The 24,210-nt window shown below is 35.4% G+C and carries 22 protein-coding genes and 4 pseudogenes; 17 read left to right on the top strand and 9 right to left on the bottom strand.

The window, feature by feature from the left end; translation table 11 throughout:
* The coding region (locus XEN7305_RS29700) for a hypothetical protein (protein ID WP_006508618.1) at nucleotides 1-195 on the bottom strand (195 nt) is incomplete at its 3' end.
* On the opposite strand from XEN7305_RS29700, the gene XEN7305_RS30285 reads away from it, so the two are divergent.
* From XEN7305_RS30285 to dnaB, 8 genes and pseudogenes are all read left to right on the top strand, one after another.
* Nucleotides 189-335: a transposase gene (locus XEN7305_RS30285; RefSeq protein WP_202951246.1), complete on the top strand. Its 147-nt coding sequence runs from the start codon at nucleotides 189-191 to the stop codon at nucleotides 333-335. The two genes, XEN7305_RS29700 and XEN7305_RS30285, sit on opposite strands and share 7 nt — an antisense overlap.
* 26 nt (nucleotides 336-361) lie before the next feature.
* Nucleotides 362-709, top strand: a pseudogene (locus tag XEN7305_RS06730) (transposase); the annotation flags it as partial.
* An 84-nt stretch (nucleotides 710-793) separates the two neighbouring features.
* Complete coding sequence (locus XEN7305_RS06725; protein WP_006508616.1) at nucleotides 794-1,699, top strand: IS982 family transposase; 906 nt, start codon at nucleotides 794-796, stop codon at nucleotides 1,697-1,699.
* 12 nt (nucleotides 1,700-1,711) lie between these two features.
* Nucleotides 1,712-1,885: pseudogene (locus XEN7305_RS28100) on the top strand (transposase); the annotation flags it as partial.
* A 422-nt stretch (nucleotides 1,886-2,307) separates the two neighbouring features.
* Complete coding sequence (locus XEN7305_RS06720) at nucleotides 2,308-2,820, top strand: hypothetical protein (protein ID WP_006508614.1); 513 nt, start codon at nucleotides 2,308-2,310, stop codon at nucleotides 2,818-2,820.
* 770 nt (nucleotides 2,821-3,590) lie between these two features.
* Entirely contained in the window at nucleotides 3,591-4,202 is a 612-nt protein-coding gene (locus tag XEN7305_RS06710) for a hypothetical protein (RefSeq protein ID WP_006508613.1), read from the top strand.
* Nucleotides 4,203-5,117: 915 nt separating this feature from the next.
* The gene (locus XEN7305_RS06705; RefSeq protein ID WP_006508612.1) at nucleotides 5,118-5,990 is read left to right on the top strand and encodes a MarR family transcriptional regulator; all 873 of its coding nucleotides are present in this window, start codon (nucleotides 5,118-5,120) and stop codon (nucleotides 5,988-5,990) included.
* The gene (dnaB, locus tag XEN7305_RS06700) at nucleotides 5,983-7,344 is read left to right on the top strand and encodes a replicative DNA helicase (protein WP_006508611.1); all 1,362 of its coding nucleotides are present in this window, start codon (nucleotides 5,983-5,985) and stop codon (nucleotides 7,342-7,344) included. The genes XEN7305_RS06705 and dnaB overlap by 8 nt, the downstream gene beginning before the upstream one ends.
* Nucleotides 7,345-7,369: 25 nt before the next feature.
* Here the strand turns inward: dnaB and XEN7305_RS06695 are convergent, their stop codons facing one another.
* Nucleotides 7,370-8,254, bottom strand: a complete 885-nt coding sequence (locus XEN7305_RS06695; RefSeq protein ID WP_006508610.1) for a phytanoyl-CoA dioxygenase family protein — start codon at nucleotides 8,252-8,254, stop codon at nucleotides 7,370-7,372.
* A 42-nt stretch (nucleotides 8,255-8,296) separates the two neighbouring features.
* On the opposite strand from XEN7305_RS06695, the pseudogene XEN7305_RS29695 reads away from it, so the two are divergent.
* Nucleotides 8,297-8,467 (top strand): annotated as a pseudogene (locus XEN7305_RS29695) (IS256 family transposase); the annotation flags it as partial.
* Nucleotides 8,468-8,733: 266 nt separating this feature from the next.
* Here the strand turns inward: XEN7305_RS29695 and XEN7305_RS06690 are convergent.
* The 6 genes from XEN7305_RS06690 to XEN7305_RS26485 all read right to left on the bottom strand — a co-directional run bounded on the left by XEN7305_RS06690 (nucleotide 8,734) and on the right by XEN7305_RS26485 (nucleotide 15,257).
* Nucleotides 8,734-9,795 (bottom strand): IS4 family transposase, encoded by a 1,062-nt coding sequence (locus tag XEN7305_RS06690; RefSeq protein WP_006508608.1) that lies wholly within the window; start codon nucleotides 9,793-9,795, stop codon nucleotides 8,734-8,736.
* A 115-nt stretch (nucleotides 9,796-9,910) separates the two neighbouring features.
* Complete coding sequence (locus XEN7305_RS06685; protein WP_006508607.1) at nucleotides 9,911-11,434, bottom strand: hypothetical protein; 1,524 nt, start codon at nucleotides 11,432-11,434, stop codon at nucleotides 9,911-9,913.
* 76 nt (nucleotides 11,435-11,510) lie between these two features.
* On the bottom strand, nucleotides 11,511-12,629 hold the full coding sequence (grrM, locus tag XEN7305_RS06680) for a cyclophane-forming radical SAM/SPASM peptide maturase GrrM/OscB (RefSeq protein WP_006508606.1): 1,119 nt from the start codon (nucleotides 12,627-12,629) through the stop codon (nucleotides 11,511-11,513).
* Nucleotides 12,630-12,705: 76 nt separating this feature from the next.
* Nucleotides 12,706-13,542, bottom strand: a complete 837-nt coding sequence (locus XEN7305_RS06675) for a hypothetical protein (protein ID WP_006508605.1) — start codon at nucleotides 13,540-13,542, stop codon at nucleotides 12,706-12,708.
* Between the two features lie 525 nt (nucleotides 13,543-14,067).
* Nucleotides 14,068-14,553, bottom strand: coding sequence for a transposase (locus tag XEN7305_RS06665; protein WP_006508603.1), 486 nt, complete (start codon nucleotides 14,551-14,553; stop codon nucleotides 14,068-14,070).
* Nucleotides 14,550-15,257 carry a hypothetical protein gene (locus XEN7305_RS26485; RefSeq protein WP_006508602.1) on the bottom strand — a complete coding sequence of 236 codons (708 nt, stop codon included), beginning with the start codon at nucleotides 15,255-15,257 and terminating at the stop codon, nucleotides 14,550-14,552. The genes XEN7305_RS06665 and XEN7305_RS26485 overlap by 4 nt, the downstream gene beginning before the upstream one ends.
* Nucleotides 15,258-15,475: 218 nt before the next feature.
* On the opposite strand from XEN7305_RS26485, the gene XEN7305_RS28940 reads away from it, so the two are divergent.
* The 7 genes and pseudogenes from XEN7305_RS28940 to XEN7305_RS06630 all read left to right on the top strand — a co-directional run bounded on the left by XEN7305_RS28940 (nucleotide 15,476) and on the right by XEN7305_RS06630 (nucleotide 22,047).
* Nucleotides 15,476-15,880, top strand: coding sequence for a hypothetical protein (locus XEN7305_RS28940; RefSeq protein ID WP_006508601.1), 405 nt, complete (start codon nucleotides 15,476-15,478; stop codon nucleotides 15,878-15,880).
* Nucleotides 15,816-16,529, top strand: a pseudogene (locus tag XEN7305_RS28085) (IS1 family transposase). Before XEN7305_RS28940 ends, XEN7305_RS28085 begins: the two are co-directional and overlap by 65 nt.
* Nucleotides 16,530-16,736: 207 nt before the next feature.
* Complete coding sequence (locus XEN7305_RS06650) at nucleotides 16,737-16,991, top strand: helix-turn-helix domain-containing protein (protein WP_006508600.1); 255 nt, start codon at nucleotides 16,737-16,739, stop codon at nucleotides 16,989-16,991.
* Nucleotides 16,992-17,136: 145 nt separating this feature from the next.
* On the top strand, nucleotides 17,137-17,691 hold the full coding sequence (locus XEN7305_RS06645; RefSeq protein WP_006508599.1) for a hypothetical protein: 555 nt from the start codon (nucleotides 17,137-17,139) through the stop codon (nucleotides 17,689-17,691).
* A 24-nt stretch (nucleotides 17,692-17,715) separates the two neighbouring features.
* Nucleotides 17,716-18,615, top strand: coding sequence for a HEAT repeat domain-containing protein (locus XEN7305_RS06640; RefSeq protein WP_006508598.1), 900 nt, complete (start codon nucleotides 17,716-17,718; stop codon nucleotides 18,613-18,615).
* 21 nt (nucleotides 18,616-18,636) lie between these two features.
* Complete coding sequence (locus XEN7305_RS26480) at nucleotides 18,637-20,925, top strand: CHAT domain-containing protein (protein ID WP_006508597.1); 2,289 nt, start codon at nucleotides 18,637-18,639, stop codon at nucleotides 20,923-20,925.
* Between the two features lie 45 nt (nucleotides 20,926-20,970).
* The gene (locus tag XEN7305_RS06630) at nucleotides 20,971-22,047 is read left to right on the top strand and encodes a hypothetical protein (protein WP_006508596.1); all 1,077 of its coding nucleotides are present in this window, start codon (nucleotides 20,971-20,973) and stop codon (nucleotides 22,045-22,047) included.
* Between the two features lie 200 nt (nucleotides 22,048-22,247).
* Here XEN7305_RS06630 and XEN7305_RS06625 read toward each other — a convergent pair whose 3' ends face one another.
* On the bottom strand, nucleotides 22,248-23,651 hold the full coding sequence (locus tag XEN7305_RS06625; protein ID WP_006508595.1) for a transposase: 1,404 nt from the start codon (nucleotides 23,649-23,651) through the stop codon (nucleotides 22,248-22,250).
* 264 nt (nucleotides 23,652-23,915) lie between these two features.
* On the opposite strand from XEN7305_RS06625, the gene XEN7305_RS28935 reads away from it, so the two are divergent.
* Nucleotides 23,916-24,119 (top strand): hypothetical protein, encoded by a 204-nt coding sequence (locus XEN7305_RS28935; RefSeq protein WP_006508594.1) that lies wholly within the window; start codon nucleotides 23,916-23,918, stop codon nucleotides 24,117-24,119.
* Nucleotides 24,120-24,210 lie beyond the last annotated feature (91 nt).

Raw genomic sequence — 24,210 nt, 5'->3', positions numbered from 1 at the left:
AGTCCGATATCTGTCTCCATAGTCACCTAATAGTTTTAGGGGATCATAGTCATTTTCAAAATGAAAATTAAACTTTTCTACGTTTATTCCAAACCCTAATAATCTCTGACTGGTTTGATAGGTGTCATTATAAATTGTCGTGTATAGAACCCATTTGAGATCTTTGAGAAGAGTTAGAATATGAGAAAATGTCATATTCCAGTAGCTTAAGAGATAGAGAGTGGGAAATCATAGAACTACTATTTCCAAAGAAAAAGAAAACTAGATCACCTAAATGGAGTAAAAGAGAAATTTTTGATGGAATCTTGTACCAGCTAAAGAATGGTTGCAATTAGAGTGATTTGCCCAAAGATTTTCCACCCTATTCCACAGTATATTGGCATTTTACGCCCGAGGAATGACTACCCGTGACATCCAAGAACAGCTACAAGATTTGTACGGTGTGGAGGTATCACATGTACTAATTTCCAATGTAACTGAAGCAGTAGAGGTAGAGCGCAAAGCATGGCAGAATCGAACTTTAGATGAGATCTATCCCATAGTTTTCCTCGACGCTTTAGTGGTTAAAGTCCGTCATGAGGGAAGGGTAATCAATAAAGCTATTCATCTAGCATTAGGCGTGAATTTAGAGGGTAAGAAAGAACTCTTGGGCATCTGGATGACCACCAATGAATCATCTAAATTTTGGCTAAATGTAATGACCGACGTCAGTTCGACGAAAAAAAGAGAGAAATGAAAGACTGAGATGTAAACTCGTATAGAAGCAATAATACTGAGTATTTAAGCTATTATCATGATTAGATCAAGATTAGATATCACACAAATATTCTGTGATGTAGACGATTTTTATCTTCAATGGTCGAGACTGTGGCAAACACAAAAGCAACTACCATCAATGCCTAACGAAAGACGCTGCCGCTCCCGAATGTCACTAAGTGAGGTGATGACGATTGTGATTGCTTTTCACGGTTCTGGATTTAGGACATTTAAAGAGTTTTATACGCTACAAGTATTGCCTCATTGGAACAAAGCTTTCCCAAATTTAGTTAGTTACAATCGCTTTGTAGAGTTGATGCCTTGGAGTCTAATGCTGTTGTGTTGTTTCCTTAATACCTGCAAAGGAGAAGTAACAGGGATTAGTTTTGTGGATTCAACACCTATAGAAGTCTGTCATCCTTGTCGAAGCAGGTCGCATAAAGTCTTTAAAAATATTGCTGGTTGGGGAAAAAATTCCATGGGATGGCATTACGGATTCAAGCTTCATCTCATTATCAACGACAGAGGTGAATTGCTGGCTTTTAAGTTAACCTCAGGTAATGTAGATGACCGTAAACCAGTTCCCGAAATGTCTCAAGGTATTTTTGGTAAGCTTTTTGGCGACCGTGGTTATATTTCTCAAGCCCTGTTTGAGAAGCTTTACGAACAAAGGCTCAAGCTCATTACTCGATATAAAAAGAATATGAAACAGAAGCTAGTCAAGCTCATAGACAAAATTCTTCTACGGAAAAGGGCATTAATCGAGACTGTTAATGACCAACTCAAGAATATGTTTCAAATCGAACATTCTAGGCATCGAAGTATTGGGAATTTCCTCGTCAATTTGATAGCAGGATTAATTGCTTATTCCTATTTACCTCACAAGCCGTCTCTTGATTTGGAGCCTAAAGCTTTATCTGCTCTCCCTCCTGCTGTTTTCTAGCTCCGTCGAACTGACGTTATTGAAACGATTAATGATCAACTAAAAAATATTTCTCAAATTGAGCATTCTCGTCATCGCTCACCGATTAATTTTTGTGTCAATCTCCTTTGTGGTCTAATTGCTTATTGTCATCAACCCAAAAAGCCAAGTCTTTGCCTTGACTGGTTTTTGCCTCAATCTGCTTAACCCGAACTCAGGTTATGGCACAAAGATGGTTACATCTCCAATCAGAAATTGAAGCTCATAAACAACATTTAAAAATTTTGACTCACAATACTGCTCTTTCTTCCTCTTGACATATATAGGAGTATCAGTACCATTCATAGAGACTGTTAAATAACCATTTCTAGTTTACTTCTTCTGTCTGATTTCTAATTTAAATTGGTATAATTTCTCTCTAGTTTCTATAGAAGTATTAATCAAGATACTCTTAAGAAATATCAAATTTCAAGTTTTATAATGAAAATCAAATTATTTTTTTGAGTTTTTAAGCTTCTCATGAGATGATAAATAATCAACCAGTTTTTTAAATTGGTAACTGTTCGATTAAAAGCTAGTAGTAAATATTTTTTTAAAACACTTCACTTTATAATAAAATCCTAAAAATTATGAATTCAGATAAAAGTAGAGTATTTTTACCAAGATTAAAAATAGCTAAAACGACTTCTTCTATGATCCTTTCTGCATTTAGTATATTTTTTTTGTTATCAGAATATGCAAGTGCTGGTAATTTAGAGGGAATATCCAAATTTGAGTTTTCTACAATTAATCCTTTTGATTGTACTTATGCAAGAAGTGTTGATTATTTTAATCGGGAAGTTTTGGCTTATCTACAAGAAAATGGTATTTCAGTGACTTTGACAAATGATCGAGAATCACATCCTGAAATTTTATTGTATATCGATTGCCTCGATAGTGGTGATGATATCGCCTACTTCGTTCGATTTGGAGTTTTTCAAGATATCAATTCAAATGGGAAAATAATATATGACGCCATAATAGAATTATCTCACCAATATGGAACAGCCAGTTTTGATACTTTTGACAGAGCTCATCAAGAAGCTGTCTTAAAAAGTATAAATGCTTTTATCGAAACTTGGAAGTTAGATAACCAAAAATAAATCAGACAGTTGATGTTCGCTTGAGTCAAACTGGATATATGGACGGCACTAAAGCTTTCTTTGCTCAAGCTTCAGAACTACATGATTCTCAGCCAGATAAAGTAGCTACAGGTGGATTACAATAATATCCTCATGCTGTTGAAGAAGAACTGAGCGAAGATGTCGAGCATGAAGTCCTTCCCTGCACAGCTAAACCTGTTGAGCAAAGTCATAGAAGGATCAAGTATCAAAATATTATCTCACCCTTGAATTTGTCGATTTTCAAACTGCCCAAAGATTTTATCTGGCGGTGGACGAAGTCGCTAACATCCTCAGACCTAGAAATCAGATGGGGTAATTCTTGTGTCCATCAGACCGAAGAAAGAAATTTCTCGAAGGTATTGATAAATTACACACTATGTTTAAAATTGATTAAAACGGTAAATAGTCAAAGATAAAATCTCTTAATCGGTACTTTAGTTATCTTGAATACTCAGTGATGACAGATTCTCTCATTTTTCTACTAACCTTCCAAGTCGTTTAAAGAGAAACTATTGTAGAGCCGGACACAATGATTGATTATTTCTACGGGGATAAATATAGCGTGCATAGGGATTATTTTTATTTACCTATTATTTAAAATATTTTATTTCAAGTTCTTTTGCGTTAATCTGACTTTACCCATTGAATTATTAAGCAAACCCTGGAAATCTTGCAACAAATGTTATGTTTTTCCCAATTGATCCAACCCTATAATCAGTTGGAAAAGATTACTCAAGATTTTAACTACCATGAATAGAGTAAAAGTATTCTCCAAACTGATTTTGTCAGCAATTATATTGACAAGTGTAAGTCCTGTTTTAGCAGCAATACCTCTCCATAAACCGACTGATTACCAAAAACAACAACTGAATACTGAAAAAGTCTTAATCTCTGGCTTTTTTGACGATATCAATGGAATTTTAAAGGATGTTGATAGGGTTACTGATGAGGTAGATAAGTTTGTTGACATTAAAGAAAGCCCAGCGGAAAGACGTCGAAGAGAATATCAACAACAACGACTACAAAGACAACAAGCAATAGAAGCCAGACGAGAGCAAAAGAGAAGAGAAATCCAGGCTCGTCGGGAAAGAGAACAAAGATACTTTAATAGTCTTTCTCCAGAAGAGCAAATAGCTTATAAGAAAAAGAAACGTGAGCAGGAAGAAGCAGCAGCAGCAGCAATGACTGGACTTTTCTTGATGATGATGGGAGGAGGAGACGGAGGCAGTTCAAGTAGTCAACCAAGTAACACTCGCGTCTATCGCACCAATAACCCCAGACCATCTTATAATCCTCCCGGAAGAACCCCTCAATCAGGGGGTCTTTATGGTAATTGTCACGCTAACGATTGCGGAATGTAACCTGACAGTAATCATTGAGAGGTACTGAGGCACTGTCAGGTTAACCAAAATCAAGCATCTTATTGAGAAAAGTCTTAGAATCTTAATGACTAAAACTCTATTATTTCACAAGTGAAATTGAGTTTATTCTCAAAAAAATTAGTTTTTAAACTTAATCTGACAATCTATTAAGAAAGCTTAAAATTAAATAGTAATACTGTTTCTTATGTTGGCAAAAATCGTGCTATCTTTAGAGTCTTTATTAGTGCATTTGGCAGATGTAAATCTAAAGTTCCTATGTAGGGGGATGTGTTGACTTTCAAGGAGGACTTTTGCTGTAGATCTCTATATTTACAGAGAGTATATTAGGACACCTCAACAGGTTTCGAATCGATTAGATCATGCAAAGGATTAAATCAATTTCTTAAGCGAAATTGATTTAATTGAAAAAGACAGAGATATAGCGGTTTGCACAACTAATTTGGACAACTAATTTTCCTGAACATAATTATCTGTAGACTTTAACCGAAAAAGCCTAGAATTCTTCTTAATTGGCTCTTACCTCAACCTGCTCAATCCAAACTTACTTTAAATAAAAGCGTTTAATTAAGGAAAAACGTCAATCTCCCTGATTTTGCTTTATTTAGCTGGATTTAGAACAGCATGAATACAACTAAAATCAAGCTTCACAAGTAATTTAGATATAATCACAAGGAGCTACTAAAAATATTTATAACAAATGCTTCTATCTGCAGCAATAGTTCTACGATTCTTATACCCAGACAAATACTGTCTAGGTGAAATTCCAGAAAGCATTTGGCTATCTCGGAAAAGTTTCTAACTACCTTTTAGCCGACTGAAATAACCTCCTTTTTGCGAAAGATAGGTGGCAAGTTTGCTATTAAATTTTCCATGGAATATTCCCACGTCGTAATTATGACACAAGTCAAGAAAATTCAAGGTAAATTTTATCCGCTCAAAAGCGAAGAATGGCTCGATAGTATTAATCAACTCACTCATTCCGAACTCAAAATTCTTTACTATGTGCGCTCGCTAGACCCCTACAACAACGGCATTAACTTAACTCCTGCTCAAATAGCCAGAGATTTATCTACAGAGAAAACCAGGATGCATCGTTCAACTGTTGGCAGAGCCTTAAAAACCTTAGACAGAAAAGGTTTTATCAACATGGAACTGCTTCAGGTTCAGATCAAGGTTAATCCTAAAGGCTTTCTTTCAGATCCCGAAAAAGTGATAACTGAAAATAATGTTGTGGCTACGCAACAATGTTGTGACCAGACAACAAATGTTGTAGCCAGACAACAAACTGTGCCGCCACACAACAAGCTGTGCCGCCACACAACACAAGTTGTGGCCACGCAACAATCGGGGGCTGAAACCGAATCAGAGCAAGAGTTTCAAAATCCTAAGACTTTTAAGACTTATTCAGACTTTAAAAGATCTCTCTCAGAAGGCGAGCGCGAAAATTTTTTCAGTTACGTAGAGGAAAAGACAAAAAACCTAACGAAACCGATTAATGATTTAGAAGCTTGGTTAGCTAGTAAAAATTCAGCTCACCAAAATCGTTGGGAAGTTTATTATCAGAAATACCAAGCCAAAGAATTAACCAGAAAACAAAAAGAAAAAAATCAGCGCTCTAGTCAAAAACAACTAACCCTAGCTCAGGAGCGGCGGGCGATCACCAATTTTAAAAATCGAAATAACCGCTCTCTAGCGGGGAAAGAATTTAAGCAATCTCAATCATCTCAAGACCTGAAAATTAATCAGCGAACTTCCCAAAATGAATAAAAATACACCTCCGGTTAATATCGAAGCGGAAGAGGCGATTTTAGGCGGAATCCTTCTTGATCCGATGGCTATATCCAGAATTGAGGCCAACTTAAAAACTGAAGCTTTTTTCCTGCTGGCACATCAGGAAATTTATCGTGCTGCTTTAGCGCTGTTTCGTCAGGGAAAACCCACTGATTTAATGGCTATTAGCAGTTATTTAGGTGATCGTAGTTTACTAGATAAAGTTGGGGGGACAACTAAGTTGGCTCAGTTGCTTAATCGAACTGTTTCGGCTGTCAATATAGATCGCTATATGAATCTGGTGATGGATAAATATCTGCGACGACAATTAATTGCTTCGGGTCATGAGATTGTCGATCTCGGTCACGATAATGTCTCAGAATTAGAGTCGGTGCTTAATGACTCCCAGAAAAAAGTTTTTCAGGTTTGCCAACAGAAGTTAAACGCTGAAACCAAGAGTACTGCCGAAATATCGATCGCCTGTTTTCAAGATTTGGAAACTCGACATCCCATCTATGAAACGGGACTTTACGACTTAGATAATTTGATGGTGGGATTTGAGCCAGGAACTTTAACTATCTTGGCGGGTAGACCCTCGATGGGCAAAAGTGCGATCGCTAATTTTCTAACTTTGCAGATGGCCACCAAACATAAGTTACCGGTGCTCTATTTTTCCCTGGAAATGACGCAAAAGCAGTTACAGTATCGCCTTTGGAGTTTGATTTCTGAATTTCATTGTTATCGAGATCATAAATTGGCTAAAGTTCGTGGTGATTGCTTGAGGAAGCAACGAGCGGGACAAATCCAACTAGACCAGCAAGAGATCGATTCCATTATCAAAATTACCGAAATCTGTGCTGATTTACCGATTTTTATCAACGAAAATCGTAGTATTACTGCCGTAGGTATTGCCTCAGAATGCCGAAAAATCAGGGCTTACGAAGGTAATTTAGGTTTAATTGTGGTGGACTATCTGCAAATGATGGTCGGGGAAAAAGTTTCCGGTAATCGCAGTTACGATTTGGGAGATGTGGCGCGTTCTCTTTATCAATTAGCTGGGGAAATTAATGCTCCTATATTAGCTCTGTCTCAAGTAAGTCGAGGGGTCGAATCACGACAAGACAAACGTCCGATGATGAGCGATTTATCTCAATCAGGAATTCTGGAGATGGTTGCAGATAATATTATCTTTGCCTACCGAGACGAATATTATTATCCAGATACTATTCACGAAAATATTCTCGAACTGATACTGGCCAAAGCGAGACACGGAGATACAGGTCAAATTAAATTACTCTTTGATAAATCTTGTGGCATGATTGAGAGTTTGAAAGTATTTGATTTCAATTGATGGGGGTGGCTAAAAATTTCTTGAGTTAAGGTATTTGTCTTTTGTTAGTGCCTCGAACAAAAGGTTCTTCTTGTTCCATATCATCGTATCCTTTCCAATTATATGGATCTACTCCTGCAACATGAATAACTTTTCTATTATCTGCTACGGCAACTTGTTCTCCATGATCAGTTTGAAACCACGGTAGAAGTGATTCAGAACTCATATAGTGTAGAACTATAGCTCTACGAAGACTATTGCTATGATTTTTAAGAGACTGATGCAGAAGGTAACCATTGAATAATATTGCTGTGCCGGAATTTGCTTCTAGTGGAATTGCTTGCGAAGTATCAAAACCATAACTGATTTGATGAGCATCATAATCCTCACTGTGATGCTCTTTCATTGGGTACAAATATCCAGAGCGATGCGAACCTGGAATAATCCATAAACACCCATTGTTAATATTTGCATTATCGATAGCTATCCATACTCCGACTAGACTTCGATCTCTTGTAGGAATAAAGCATTCATCTTGATGCCAAGCATGACCTGGAAATTCTGGAGGCTTAATAAAAACCATGGAATCTACAGATTTTATATTACCTTCCCAAAAAGGAAGATGTGCCCCAGCTAGTTGGCTAACAGCGCCAGCTAAGTTTGGATATTGCATTAATTGTCTTATAACTTGACTAACGGCATGAGGTTTATGAATTGCAAGAATTCTGTTTACATGACGATTATCTTTGTTTCTGTTACCAGATAATGATTCTCCTAAATATTCTCTCTTGGAAAGCCTTTCTATCTCTTGAATTAAATCCTTAATAATTTCAAATGATAAAAAACTTGGTAAAATCAAGTATCCATTATTTACAAAAAAATCAATTTGATCTTGGCTTAGTGTTTGGGGGACTTTAATGAATTTATCCATGCGTTTTAATATACTTTAAGCTTTAACATTTTAATGACTTTTCTGAGAAAAGTTTTACGCAATCATCGTTCTTTTCCAACTGATGAGTCGGTGATGAAAGTAATTTTTCTAGCAATCAACAATCTTTCAAAGAAATGGACAATGCCCATCAGAAATTGGAAAAGTGCATTGAATCGATTTGTGATTGAATTTGAGGGTAGATTTTCTTTATAGGTATTTACTCTTGACACAAATTATTTGACAATCTCGTCGTTACACTTATGTTAAGTTCGTCAGCAGAATCAACTGCTACTCACACCCCTTCTTCTACTAATTCGATTCTTTCTTCCTCTTGATATATAGACATATATAGGAGCATCAGTACCATTCAAAGTAGCAATAAAATTTTGGCTTCATTAAATTTGTTAGAAAATCCATAAAAGAAGTTAACATCAACTATATTGAAGCGCCCGGGAAATACTTAATAGTATATTAGAGATCTAAGTACAGGACAAAAATTGTAAAGAGTAAAGAAACTGCTCTTGTTTTAAGTCTAAATCGAGAACTATCGAACGTAAATAATCAAGACCATAACGAAAGATGCCTTTAGCTTTACGACCATGCTTTTTAATCTTGAGAGGTTGATGTTGATGTAGCCATTGTCCTGTTGAAATAGCCCAACACAAAGCTAAGGTCATTAAAGAAATTAATTTACTTAATCTTTTGGCATCTTTAAAGTGAGTAGATTCAAGGCAAAATCCTCGGGTTTTAAAAAGACCAAAAAGTGTTTCAATGCCCCATCGATTGGCATAATCGGTAATTGCCGTTTGAGGAGAATTAGAGGAAATGACAATTAATAATTCACCATCATCCAAACGTAAGCCGGCAACATACACTGCAAGGCCCCAAACCAATCTTTTGTGGGCTAAAACTTGGGTCTGCTCCGGGAGAAGATGGTCAAAAACTACCGCTGCTTTGAGGTTGCGCTGACCATCACTAATTTTGTCGCTCTGACGAATTCTAATTCGAAACCCCATTTGGTTTTTTCTCAACAGATAGGATATCCATTCTTGACCGACAAATTCCCGGTCACCACAAAGATAATCTACTGTCGCATCAGGAAAAGTTTGGCCAAAGCGTTCGAGTAAATCAATTCTTTCCTCGCTATTGGAATTGCCTTTTTTGTCCAACATTTTCCAAAGTAGAGGATAAGCCACACCATTATGAACCACTCCTAGCATCAAAATATTGAAATGAGTTTTCCCGAATGACCATTCAGTTCGATCTATACTTAAAATCCAAGGTTGTGGAATCGCCATCAACTTCACGACAATTTTGGCAATCTCATCCTGCTTCACATTGAAATAACGGAAAAATCTTTGCAGTCTTTTATAACTGGACTCACTTTTAGCTTGACTTCTAAAGCCATTAGCTAATTCGACCATATTGATGGTTTTTACTCTTAGTAACGCAATAATGAACAATGCTAGGAAATTCAGTCTTGCCCCATGCCATCCTAACAAGGGTTTTAGTGTTTGACGAAGTAAGTTAATCTGATTCATAGGGTCTGATGAGTTTAGTTTGGTTACTTTTCATCAAACCCTTTTTCTTCATTATTTTCAACTTTATATTTTTTGTCCTGTACAGAGATTAGAGATATAGTTGTGATTAAAGCCCTTAGAAATTTTTGAGTAAGTTTGTGAAAAGGCCTACAGGTGCAAGCTTATATGATAACAGCTTTAATCGTAAGCTTTCGCTCTCTACTAACAAGTTAATTGCTTTTTTACTCATAATATCTTCTAAGTTGAAAAGTCCTTTCATTATAATTTCTTTAACCTTAGATTCTTCTAATATTTGAATGTCATAAAAAGGAATTACATTTTTTTTCCTTTTCCAGTATAAAGGCTTTGGATTTAAACTCATTTTATTTCCTACACCTTCTTCCGGAAAAGATAAAAGTTGAGGAAATAATTCGTTAATAGCAAATCGATGGAATTTGCTACCCAACTTCCAATTTCTGGAAAGACTTTCTTGACTTTTTATCCAATCTGCTGAACAAAATGGAGCTATCCAGTTAACATATTGACCTAATGCTGCAATATCCATACCTGTTTTATTTGTTGTATAAGAATCAATAAAGAAAGAATCTAGTTTTTCTAGAGTATTAAAACCTGAGAAAGCCATCACTCTTCGAAAACGATTATTTTCAGAATCCACAGAAAATTCGGTCTGAAATATAGGGCTAAAAAATGTTGCAACTTTTCTGAGTTCAGATTTTGCTTCAATCTCTAAAATTGCTTTTTTATAAAAATTGGGTATATAGTCTAAAAGGTATGAAAATTGACCCTTATCAAAGTAATAACTGCGAGCAAATTCACCGTTGAAGCCAACTATTATTGGCAAATTCTGGTTATATGATGCAGCCCAGAGATGCCCAGCCCAGTGAGGGATGGGTAACATTCCTCCTGTAGCCCTAATCGTCTTTTCCGAATTTTCTACTATATCTGAACTTTTAATTTCCGTTGTTAATAAAGGTAGATTAAACTTTTTAGATATACTTTTTGATACCTCTAGATCAAAACTATTCTTTTGACCTGAAACAATTAAATTTGGTTTTATATCCAGAGATAACAAAACTGCTAATAGAAGCCTAGAGTCAAATCCCCCTGTTATACTTAGTAAGGCATTTTCTTGATTAACCCATCTTGCCATTTCTGTTTTTAGACAATTAATAGAATCATATGGAGAGGTAAATATTCTTTCTTGATTTTGAATGCTATTTTGTAATGATTTTTCTTCAAGTTTTCCGTCTTCAAAACATAAAATTGTATTGGCTGAGGTCCTTTTTATCTTCTTATGAAATGTAGAAGAATCTATTGGATGGTTGAAAATTAGGTAGTCGGCTAGTGCCTGAAAATCCCATTCCCATCGCTGTTTGCTAGATTTAAAAACATCTAATATTTCTTTCCCCTGAACAAAATGTTGACCTTCGAAATAATAGTAGTATGGAATAATGCCTATATAACTTGTTATAATGACGGTTCTAGAACTGTCATTCCAAACAATAACAAAATTTCCCAGTGCCTTCGCAACCAAATGTTCCTCTTTGTTAAAAAAAAGTCTTGCAAGCTTCCTTTTTGAATAAGAACAATATCCGTATACAGTAACTTTTTTTAAAAAGTTGTTTTCGGTTTTAGGCATTGAAATGAAATTATATTTGCTAGTAATCAAAAATAGTCAATCTTAAAAAGTTATATCCCGTTTTTCATTGATTTTATTAAACAACAGCCTTGAGTGATTTTTCGATATTTTCTAAAACGATATCTGCAACTGCTTGATATCGAAACATGCAATAGGTCGTTTCAGTTGTTTCTATAGAACCATTCTCAAAAAGCTTATTTGAGGGTGCTCCACCACCACATATTGAAAAATACTGACAAGCGTCTTCGCAAGCGCGAACACCATTTTCAATATCCTTGCAGAGTTTCTGGAAGTTTTTTGATTCAAATAGGGAATTGAGTGAATCATTCTGGATATTTCCAAAGGAAAAATCTCCATACATGGGATGATTTTGCCCTTGAAATTCCGGAGAAAATCCTGTTACTTCACCATTCCAGGCAACACAAAGAATTCTTCCAGGCATATTCATCCAGTTTTGAACTTTCGTTTCTTTGGAAAGAATTGTATTTCTCATACCTTCAAATTCTCGACATGAGACTTGTCCATCTAAGGCAAGCTCAGAAAACTTTTTAAGGAAGTCACGAAATCTAAGTTTAACACCACTATAATCCAAGCTAGAAAATTGGTTAGCTCCCTCAATTTCTTCAATATTGAAACCAACATGAGTTGGATGAATTTCGGAAAAGAACTCATAGATATCCTCAACTCTATTAAGGGATTCGTCTGTCAAAACGGCAATGACAGAAAAAGGTAAATTATGTTTACGAAGAAGTTGAGCTGCGCGTACTACGGCAGAATGAGTTTCTACATCTGATCTTGTTCTCCTTCTTAAATTATGAAGATTGGCTGGTCCGTCAATACTTAGACCAACTTCAAAGCCTTCGTTTTTAAAAAATTCGCACCATTCGTCGTTAAGTACTGTGCCATTGGTTTGAATTGTATGTCGAAATAAATAATCTGAGGGCGTAATTTCTTTAAGATTACGCATTACACTACGATAAAAATCAAGACCAGCAAATAGTGGTTCCCCAGCATGCCATCGGATCTCCATCTCTCTATCAGCCAATTCAGAATGTAATAATTTACTAAATATGAGCATTGCTGTTTCAACAGTCATAAACTGTTTTTTTTGTCTGTCTGGTAAGTAGCAATAACTGCAATCTAAATTACAAAATGAGGTAGGCTGAAGGACAAGCTGTTTAACAGAATTTATCATTGTATGAATATTTTTATTGAATGATAATGGATCATATTGAAATTGAAGTTGTTTATAGTTTTCAGTAATAGTTAACTTAACTCAGTCGCGTTGGAGAAAATTTACCGGACATAAGAAATGCAACATCTGCATGTCCTTCATTATTTGTTGCGCCGTCATGAATAATTGATTGTGTGACCGCTACGTATCCATAGCTCGGAGGTAAAGTTATTTTTATGATCGGATAATCTGGAAAAGCATCAAAGAAATTTGAGGTCAATTGACGTACATTTTCCTTATAGTTGACATCTTTATAATTGACATTCATATTCTTTTTGCGAGAATGAAGCTTTGCTGCTATTTTTGATGCACCTAGGTTAACAAACTGAAAATACCGCTCTGAGCTACCAAGATTTATAGTTAGAACATGAAAAGCTTCTTGTCGCCTTTTTAAAGGTAGCCTTTCATGGTTATCAATGTGTAAGCCAATATACCTATTGTTTTCATAGTCATAGGCTGTAGATAGAGCACCACTGGGGGTAATCTGTATGTCTGCTGACCTGATTGCATGTGACCTCAATCCAACTAAAGGCAATTCATGTTCAACTTTTTGAGTAAATTCTCTAAGGGCTTGAAGGCGTTCAGTTTTACTTGTTAAATTATTGCCTAAAATACATTCTGCTGCTGAACTTTTGTAAAAATCTTCGACAATTTTCTCTTCAAATTTAACAATAGTGACAGCTTCAGGAATTGAATAACAACGTTGGGCAATAATTGCTTTGTTCTCTGAATCTGTTAGAGAGCGCCAATCCTTATCTGAAACGAACCTAGTTGCGCCCAACTCTTTAATGGACACTACTCCATTGCTTACTTCAACAGGTGTTTCAATAGCTCCTCTGTCAAACACCCATTGAATTACTATATCTGAATCCATCGATAGAACACTATAGATATTTGCTTATACTTTATGCAAGAGAAAGATTCCGAACCCAACGTATTTTTCAAAACCCTGCTTTTATTAACTTACAATAGATTACGTAATTGTAAGTTTTTAATTATAGCTTGTTTTGAAATTAGGTTCGGAATAACAGTGATTAATTAAGTTCTAATTTCCCCACCCAGTCCAGGTACATGAACCGTCCAGCCCTTGCTGTTGTGCTTCATTTCGTACGTTTGCAAGTCTTTCATTAAATGAAACCGAACTTCGTAAATCTCCGTTAGATGATGAAACAGAGACTGGATTTGTAACAGAAGCAAGTTTTGATTTTAAGTCAATAGGACTTTTTTGATGTGCCATAATTACCTTCGCAATTTGCATTATTCAAAAGTTTGATAAGGTGAATGTCATAATTATGACTATCCAACTTGATTTTCAGTATAGACTGTATTTGATTTGTGAAAACATTAAGAAATAATATTTTTTTTGGAGTGGTTTTATCGAACTTGCTCAAAATGGAGTTTAGGGGGGACAGAGTTGAGACTTCTGAACAATCAAGGTAGCCAGTGCTGGCATCTCGAAGGTTTGAGATATGTGATCGAGAATGTACTGGTAAAAGTTTACTCCCAGCTTACGGCAGGTATCTACTAAGGCGAGAAAAATTTCCCAAGCTTGAGTGCCCACCTCAGTACGAGTGCCATTGGAAATTTTACGCTTAACTACATACCCTCGCAGCGCTCGCTCAGCCTCATTATTGTCCAGAGGCACTTCGGGAAATTTCAGCACTAACAGCAGATAAGGCTTTTTCTGGCGAGTCAGATTCAAGCGATGATCTAGGTCATCGTAGCCAGTTACCTGAGAAAACAAACGGTCAAATTCTTCTGAGAGCGATAATTTTTGCTGCTGTCGTTGTTCGGGACTACTCTGTCGGTAATTCTTTAACTTATAGTAGTAAACCCAAAAATCTTCGAGCAATTGCGATCGCCATTGCTGATGAATGGGAATCACTGGGCTGAGTTTCTCATAGTGACGCGCTTCGTGAATCCAGCACAAACCTCGATGCTGGGTTTGATTGTGAAATTGCCCAGCATCAAGTTAGCAATTTTTCCCGCCGAAATGACCAGCTCCTGGGATTGTAGCAATTTGAGAATCTTTTCTTGAGGCACTCGCAATTCGTAATACAACATGATGGCAAAGGCTTCTAATTCCTTGCCATAGGATTGCCCGCGCAATTCTCCTGGCAGTTGAGCTTCATACAATTTCCCCGAAATTGCCGAATAGAGTCTTTCCAGGCGATACAACACGGTATCAGTTTTGAACACAATATTCTGGATCGTTACTTCTCGGTATCCTCGATGGATGACATCTTTTGGTAGCTGAGCTCGCTCCAGTTTCACGACTTGTTCTCGGTCAATTTTGATGCGTTGCTGGCGAGGAGGTTTAGGACTTCTGTTGCTTCTGTTTTCCTTACCCTGAGCTTTTTCCGAACTTCTGGTTGATTTCGTCTGTCGATTTGCTTTGATGTTGGGCTTCCCTTTATGACCTTTGAGCTGTGCGATTTCATCTCTCAATCGCTGGTTCTCAGCTTTTAATTCCTGATTCTCCTTATAAATTGCCTCAATTTCATTCAGAAGACGAGTTACGATTTCTCCACTTTCGGGGTCGAGATTCTCTCGCTTAGGGTCTAGGTCTTGGAGCCAATCTAACATCATGGTTCTTAGACTAAAACTCTCATTGCTTGATTGTCAATTCTTACCTCTGCTGGCAAATTTTTCTCTTAAGTTATCCCTCACCTCCAACATGATGGGCAATTTCGTTTTATCTTTATAAAAAATTTGATTAAAGACTTAATTCAAACTAAAGACATCTCGCTTTTGCAGTAAGTAGGGCCTTTCGTCAATTAGGCCAAACAATAGAAGCAGCAAGATAAATGGCACCAAGAAAATTGCTAGCTCTCTTAATCGTATCTGGTAGCAATATCGAGCTATTGATTGAGTCTGGCAAAAAACTTTCAATTAAATGGCGAGCTCTACAGATATGCTGGTCGCATTCTCTAGGTTCTTTTCTCGGAGATTTCGATGGAATGAACAACTTTGCTTCCTTTCTCGAGATTGTCAAAAGTCATTTCAACGAAAAAAAACAGCAGGAGTTAGAGCAGATAAAGCTTTTGGCTCTAAATCAAGAGAAGGCCTATGAGATAAATAGGTGTAAGCAATTAGGTGGTTCACCAGATGTGAGGATAGAGGTAATTTATTTTTCACACAGAAGCCATGTCAAAGTTGATTTGCCTAAGCTGCGGCTCTCAAAGGGCTGTAAAAAGCGCTCGCATTCATAGTAGCAAACAGAACCATAAATGTAGAGCTTGTGGTCGCCAATTCATCGAAGACCCCCAAAAAAAGCGAATTGACCAAATCACAAAAGCTCTCATTGATAGGCTATTGCTGAAAAAAATCCCTCTTGCTGGTATTACAAGGGTTTGTGATGTTTCTGAAAGCTGAATGCAAAATTACGTGAACTACAAGTATGAAAAGGTGACTCGCCAGGTAGCTGTCTCGTCAAAAAAAGGCATGTTAACAATTCAATGCGAAGATACGTGTTCATTTGTAAATAATAAGGGAAATAAACAGTAGATCTGGCGTGCACTTGATGTAGCAACTTGTGAGATTGTCGGTGTTCATGTAAGTGACCGCTCTGAGCAGGGTGCTCGCCAGCTATGGAATTCTTTACCGAGTGTGTATCGCCAGTGTGTCTTTGCCTATAACGACTTCTGGGCTGCTTATGGTTGTGTTTTTCCGAAGGAGCGACATAAAGCGGTGGGCAAAGAAACAGGTAAAACTATATAAATAGAACGTTTCAACTGTACAATGCGCCAGAGAGTCTCTCGCTTAGTTCGTAAGACGCTTTCATTTTCCAAGAAGCTCAAGAATCATATTGGAGCTATCTGGATGTTTATACACCATTACAATGAATCCTTACAAGGCTAGGACTACCCAGAAATCAAAATTCAACCACGAGAGCTTTCGATAAAGACCTTAAAAGTACCTATTTAATCTTTAATAAATACTTTGTTATAAGTTTGATATAAAGCTATAAAAAATTGACAATGTCCATATGTAAACAACAAAAGTTGAAAGATATTTCTTTTTTAAAAAGATTTAATTGGATTAAATACACTTATAGGTTCACTATAAATGAATACGGCAGCACTCACAGGGGTAAAAAAAAGTTTATTTTTAATGGTTGCACAACATCCAGGAATAACTAAAAAAGATTTATGTGCTTACAGTTTTTATAGAGGAGGTAAACTGAGTAGAATTAATCACCATCTCAAGGGATTAGAGAATAGAGGTTATATCCTTTCTTTCTTAGAGGGAAAAAAAAGTAAATATCACTATATGATTGCTAAAGATAAAGGAGAAAAAATGCTTGAAACATTAAGGAATTAAACTAAATAAATTGAAATTACATGAAACATATAATGTACTATATGTCTCAAATGAGATATTGCAAGAATAAAAATTAATAATGTTTTTAGAGAATTATTGTTAATAAGTTAATATAATTAACTTATTAACCGATTAAAATTTCCTGATGTCTGAAGAAACAAATAATGGTTTGTCAAAAATAGATCCAAGAATAGATCGAAGATTGAAAGAACTAAAAAGGAAGGTACAAGAAGATTGGAGGATAGATGAAATACTGAATTATATTGATGAATACCGCAACAAGTATAGAGATGCAATATGGTCTTGGAATGAAAAACAAGTACATTTTTTGTATTTAGCACTATCTGGTGAAAGCTCATGTTCCGCAAGAAAGGAAATTAGTGATTACTATATTATGTCGGCAACAGATGTAAGATCTCTGCTTAGCAAAGGATTATTTATGGCTGTAAGAGATATTAGTGATTTCAGGGAGAAAGATATTGGAGGCAAGATATATAAAAAAAATATCACGTGGAATATGGTTCAAGAATTGTTCAAAAAACTAGGCTACTACAATGAAAATAAAAAAATTATTTTAGATGCTTCTTTACTCAGGGAAATAAATAATTTTCTTGATACAAAAGAAGACATTTATGAAGATGAAATAGAACTTATAAAAAAACTTATCCATAAAAATTTTTGTGAAGATAACAACATTTAAAATTTATATAAAGTATTTATGACAATGAATAATAATCAACTTAATCAAGAAAGAATCAATAAATTGCTTAGTGAAATTATAGATTCAAATATTGATATTCAAGAATCAGCTATTTACGAGTTAGGAGAACTGAAAATAGAATCAGTTGTTCCTAATTTAGTTTCTCTTTTAAACAATGAAGACACCAATCTAGACGTAAGATGGTTAATAGTTGAATCTTTAGGTAAAATAAATTCCCCAAATACTGTAGAACCTTTGATGTCTTGTCTAAGTAATAAAGCCGAGAATTTGAATGTTCGTCAAGCAGCTATTAAAGGTCTTAGTCAACACATCAGCTCTAGTAAAATACTTTTATCTTTGTTGCAATTTGCAGATAATGAAAAACAGGATATTTTTCTTAGGGAAAAAGTTAAATATTCAATTGCTAATAATTTAAAACAAACAATAGAAACTAAAAATAAAGACTTACAAGAGATTAAAGATTGGCTGGAAACACTTTTTACCAAGGACTCGGTTACAACAGAAAAAATTTTAGTTTCAAATACCCGTTCCTATTCCACTAAATCTTCTAACTTTACAAATTATGTTAATAGAGCAAAATCTCTCAATTTAAATAATCAAGAATTGGTTTTAATAATTGATTGTGAAATAAAAGATGACAAAAGCATAATACTTTTTTTAGAAGTTTTGCCTCAACCGAATAAGGGTATTACAATTTTGCCTTCAGGGTTAAGAGTTACTTTTCTTAGTCCATCTGAAAAAGTTTTAAAAGAGGCAAAAGCTAAAGAAGCAGATAATCGTATTGTACTTCCAATACCTCTCAAAATAAAACAGCTTCAAATTTCCCTAGCTGCAAATAAGCCATTTAAAATCAAAGTTTCGGTGGAAAATGATAGTTATACCGAATTATTTCCGCTTGGTTAAACTCAATTAAAATTCTTAACTATGACGCAAGAAATAGAACTACACATCACAAATACAGATAGTGAAGAGCAATTTAATGTCGAGCTTTTTATCAATAGTAATTCTTCAGATAGAGTTCGCAGAAGACGTTTTGTAGCCCAACCTCAAAAAACTCTTGATGATTCGCTTGATCAATGGAAAAAAGCTTTTGTTTCTCTAGTCAACCCGACTGAAGCTTTACGGCGATATTCAAGTAGAAAACTTGAAGAGCTTGAAGAGTTAGAAGAACTTGAAGAACTTGAAAATCTAGACGATTATGAAGATTTGAGAGAAACATCACTTAGTTGCTGGGAATCATATCAGAATCTAATATTTGAATTGAACAACTGGTTAAATAACGATAATAGCTGGCAGATAATTCGTGGTTACTTAGAACAATACTTGAACAAATCAGAAAAAGAAATTCGAGTTACTATTCACACTCAAAATCAAGTATTGCGGCAGTTACCTTGGAAAGCATGGGATCTATTTACCAAAGATTACCCCAATGTTGAAACAGCATTAAGCACTCCTGAATACGAACCTCCCAGAGGCTGGAATGGGTTCAAAAAAAAGACTCAAGTAAGAATTCTAGTCATTTTGGGTGCTGATGAAGGCATCGATATCAAATCTGATGAGAAATTATTAAATCAAGTCAGAGATAAGGCAGCGGAAATAGAGTTTTTAAGACAACCTCTAGTAGAAGACTTGAAAGAAAAATTAGTTGAGGATACCTGGCATATTGTTTTTTTTGCTGGTCATAGTGCAACTAATGATAATGGACAGGGAATTTTATATCTAAATAACCATCGAGATAGTATAACTATTGATGAAATAGAGCTTGAGCTTATAAAGGCAATAGAAAATGGTTTATGTTTAGCCATGTTTAATTCTTGTGATGGTTTAGGTATTGCTAACCAACTAGCAGAGTATAGACTTCCAGCTAGTATCGTTATGAAAGAACCTGTACCCAACCAATTAGCATTAGATTTTTTAGAATATTTTCTCTACTATTTTTCACGAAATGAACCTTTATTTCTTTCGGTACGCAAGGCACGTAATTTTTTAAAAGACAAATACGATTATAAAGAACAGTTCCCAGGTAGTTCTTGGCTACCAATACTTGTACCAAATTTAGCAGTAGGACTGCCAACTTGGAAAGGTTTTTTGTCTGAGTACCAATTTCCTTTATTATTTAGAATTTTTATTATTTCAGTTTCGCTTCTGGGCATAGTTGGTTTTCCATTAACTATTGCCATGGAATTTGGTTGGAAAAATTTCGATCTTTATTCTCGTCTCTACCCTCACATGGTACTTTTTCCTTTCATGTTTTTCTGGGTAGCTTTATGGAGTGTTTATAAAAGTTATGGTCAGATTATTACTAAATCGAAACTAACAAAGCAAATTATGGTTGCTTTGGGGGCTTCTATTTTTCTTCTGATTTTGGAAACAACATCACCAAATATGATGTTATTTGAACTAAAGAGTTCTGCCCAAGCAACTATAAATTTAAACGAAATATCTCCTGAGTTACAGGAATCTATAAAAAAAATACCTAGTAATATTTTTGATATCTCAAAAAATATTTATCAAGAAAATCTTATTATTGAAAAATCTAGCCTAGAAGGTGCACTCTACGAATTTATGCACCTTAAATATAAGGGAAAATTAGATACTGAAAAATTAGAAGATAAACAAATTATTACTGGATTCAATGAATTAATAGAACTGTATTTAGATTATAGTAAAGCTTGGAAAAATCAAAAATTTTGGGATTGGTGGTCTATTAGTCGTGTTTTTTACATGCTTAACTTCTGGATGATAACTTTTACAGTTATTACCTTTTTCATCCTTTGGAAACCAAGTAATGATGCTACCAAAATTTTTAATCCTCTTAAATATATAAGCTATTTAGTATTTGCACAAATAGGAATTCTCTCTTGGGTTCCTTTTAGATTTTATTATGTCCTAAAAACTAAAAATTTACTATTCGGCTATACAGCTCAGGAATCGCTTATACAATTAGATCCTTTTATATTTTTAGTCATAATAGCCTTAACTTTGTCGACAATTTTTAATATTATTCAAATTCGCCAAAAATACTGGCTACTTTTTTTAACATTAATAACTATAACTACTTTTTCTTATATTGGCTGGGCGCAAACAGACCTTATAGATAGATTTTTTGGCTTAAATGAATTAGAACAACAATCAAATTGGCTAACTTGGCTCGTCTACCCAGCTTTTTCTGGATTTTGTTTATATAGCTTTATGAAAGCTCAAGAGAATTAATTAGTTCAGAAAAATTCATTAATCGATAATTTTATTTGCAAAAAAATGAAAAAAATAGAAAAAGATATTTTGGGATTATTAACTTGCGCAGTCATTGTTGTTGTATCTATAGGATTGCCCTTAAGTATTATCTTTGAGTTTAATCAATCTTGGATTTTTTACTTTCAGCTTTATCCCCATATGATAATTTTTCCTTTATTATCTTTTGGAATAATTGGAATAAATTTATATCAAGTATTTGTGAATATCAAAAGTAGACAAGGTTCTTTTAAAAGTAAATTTTCAATTGTTGCTATTTCTTTGGCTATTTCTATATTGTTTTATAATATAGAAATTACTTCTAATAATTTAATGCTATTTGAGTTAAATAATCAAGCTGTAGCCCGAATAAATCTGCCTCAAGAAAACATCGAAAAAATCAATAAAATTCCTAATAGTATTATTAATATTAACGATTTTATCAGAGAAGATGAAATTAATGTTAGTAAGCTGGAGCTAGAAGATTCACTAAGTCGTTTTATTGTAAATCAAGAAGCATTAAATAATGAACAAAAAGAAGCGTATCATACTTTAATGAAGGCGAGCTTAGCTTATTCAACATGGGAAAATATTGTTGGCCAATTTTCTTTTAGTAGAAATTTATATGCACTATCTTTCTTTATTATAGTATTTACTAGTTTAATGAATTGGATGTTGCTTTTGATATATTCATATCAAGATGTTATTAACCCGGATAAATACATTAATAGTTTGATTTTTTCCTCTCTCTTATTTTTTACATGGCTACCACTTAGACTTTACTATAATTTAATTACTAAAAATCTGATTTTTGGCACGGATGAAGCTATTGGTCAGCTTGATATTTTCGCTTTTTTGATTTACCCGTTATTTTTTTCCTTTCTATGTTGGAAATTTTGGCAATTCAAAGAAAACCTATCTGTGATTATCTCAATTTTTATATTTGTTGTTTCATTAACGTTTATTGGCCGATTTAAACCAGGATGGGTGAGCTTAATGTTTGGATTAAATAGCAATCCTATTTTATGGATTATTTTCTTAACAATAGCCGTATTTTATTGTGTTTATTTATTGAAAAAAAATAAACATGATTTCTTGAGCTAAGTATAAAAAAATTGCTTTAATGCTTACTCAAATACTTATGGGTACAAAGAAAGATTTATTGAATTTTATAAGGCAATATTTTATATAAGTTTTTAACGAAACTTTATTCAATTTATTTCAGATAAATATACTTGAATTAATAGTTCAAGTAACTTAAGTACTGGACAGTAATAAGTTTTTTTTGTGTTTTGCAAGTGATTTCAGGCGGCCAAGTCTGAATTGTCAGGGACAAGAAAAGATCCAATTTTAGACCTAAGTAATTTATCCAGAAGTAGATTGGGTCTGCTTTGAGAAAAATTGACATCAAGTTGATTCTGGAGTGAGAGAAGAGCAATTCGTTCAGAGGGATAGCCGTGCTTGGGGAGACTACGAAACCAGAGTGGAAAATGTTGCCAAATAGTGAGAGGCATCTCTAAAGCGAGAACTTGGAGCAGTCCCAAGGCAATAGCATTAAGATTGATAAAGCGCTCAAAGGATTCAACTTTAACCGATATTTGTGTTTGAATGGTCTGGGGATAGTCCTTTAATCGTAGGTTGGAAGGCCATTTGGCGGCTCGCTTCATTGACTTGAGCCAGAAGCGATAACTAAACCCGCCTAGCAAATGTAGAATGGTGCGGAAACTAACCTCAATTTTGAAACGCCAACCATAGGCTTCAATCACTTCTGCGACCGTTAAGCTCAAGTCGCTTGAGAGTAAGATAATTCGCTTACCAGAGGGTAGCTGAGTCAACACGAAGAGCACAGGCACTTTGGGACTATCCCAATAAAACTCAAAACATTGGTAATAAACCTTCATCGATTGACCGTAGAGCCAAACGGAAGCTTGATGACACAGCTCAATGGGGGCGAACAACTCTTGTAACTTAATATTACTACCCCATTGGCGAGGTCTCCCTGGCCCATGCTTGCCAGGACGAGGAGAAAAGGCTGCATGAGCAACGCTGGTAATGCGCACCCGACTAATTAGGTGGATGCCCTGGTCTCGAAATGGAGCCAAGACTTTGACCGAGGCATAGTATGCATCCAAAACTGCATAGCTGCCTTTTTCCATGTATTTCACGCAAAGCAGTGCCATTTTATCCACTAACGTCACTGCTGCATTTTCCTCTATACCTTCAATTCCATCATGAACTTTGAGTACTATTAGACTAGCAAATAGTGCTTTGTCAGCACTTAGTAACAACCCTAAGGCACTGAAATAATGCCCTCTAATCCATTCCGGCTTACTCACATCCTCTGATTCTTGGTGTAATCTTTTGACTCCTGGCATCTTACGTCCCTCTTTTCCTACTTTGATGCCATCTCCGACATATACTCGCTGACCCTTGAGCTGATGAATCGCCGAGTGCTTTTTGCGCCACTCTCCCCAACAATGACACAAGGCATCGACATTAAATGCCCTAGATTTAAACCAATGAAGCGCTTGATGATAATATCCTTCCCCTAAGCCTAATGCATTCAGATAACTTGTGACAGCAGGAGGTTGCCTGTTCAACAGGATTCCCCACAATAGCAGGACAAACCATTCAAAGGTGGCTTCTCTTCTAAACACTGGTCGGAACTCAACCATTATTTGCTCAAGACGCTGATACAATTTTCTCATTACACTGACTGGTTGTGATTATCTCAGTCAGTATCTGACATTTCTTGCTCGAGGAGTATGGGGATGTCTTTTTTCTCTCAAATAGAACTTCTCACTGTCCAGTTAAGTACGATTAAAGCAAAATATTGTTCTGATTCCAGCTCAAGCAAAGTTAGTTAATTCAAACGTATCAACACCAAGAATTCTTATCCCAACCGCAACAGAATTTAGTTTTTATGTTGGCTATTTGCGGTCATGTTCAACAAATTATAAGGGCAGTTAATCATGGCAACAGAAGTTATTTTTAATGCAACAGGTGGTGGGGTTGCTAACCTACCAATAAGCGATGCCAAAATAGGTATTGGCTTTAGAGGCGATCCAATCAGTGGTAGCGGTGCAGATTTCACTGGAGCTGTCAAGTATGGGGGTATTACTGCAGCAATTCCAAATTCGAAAGTAACAGGGGATACAGAACTAGGCTTACGGTAGCGCAGCAAGATAGAAAAAAGTCAGAAATCAAGAGTGAGCTAATTTATGGAAGTCAAAGCGCTTAGTTTCACAGTGCTTTTAGGATATATAG

The organism is Xenococcus sp. PCC 7305 (assembly GCF_000332055.1).
In the GTDB taxonomy this organism is placed as follows: domain Bacteria; phylum Cyanobacteriota; class Cyanobacteriia; order Cyanobacteriales; family Xenococcaceae; genus Xenococcus.
The sequence above is the reverse complement of the archived record's forward strand: the minus strand, read 5'-3'. Positions and strand labels throughout refer to the sequence as shown.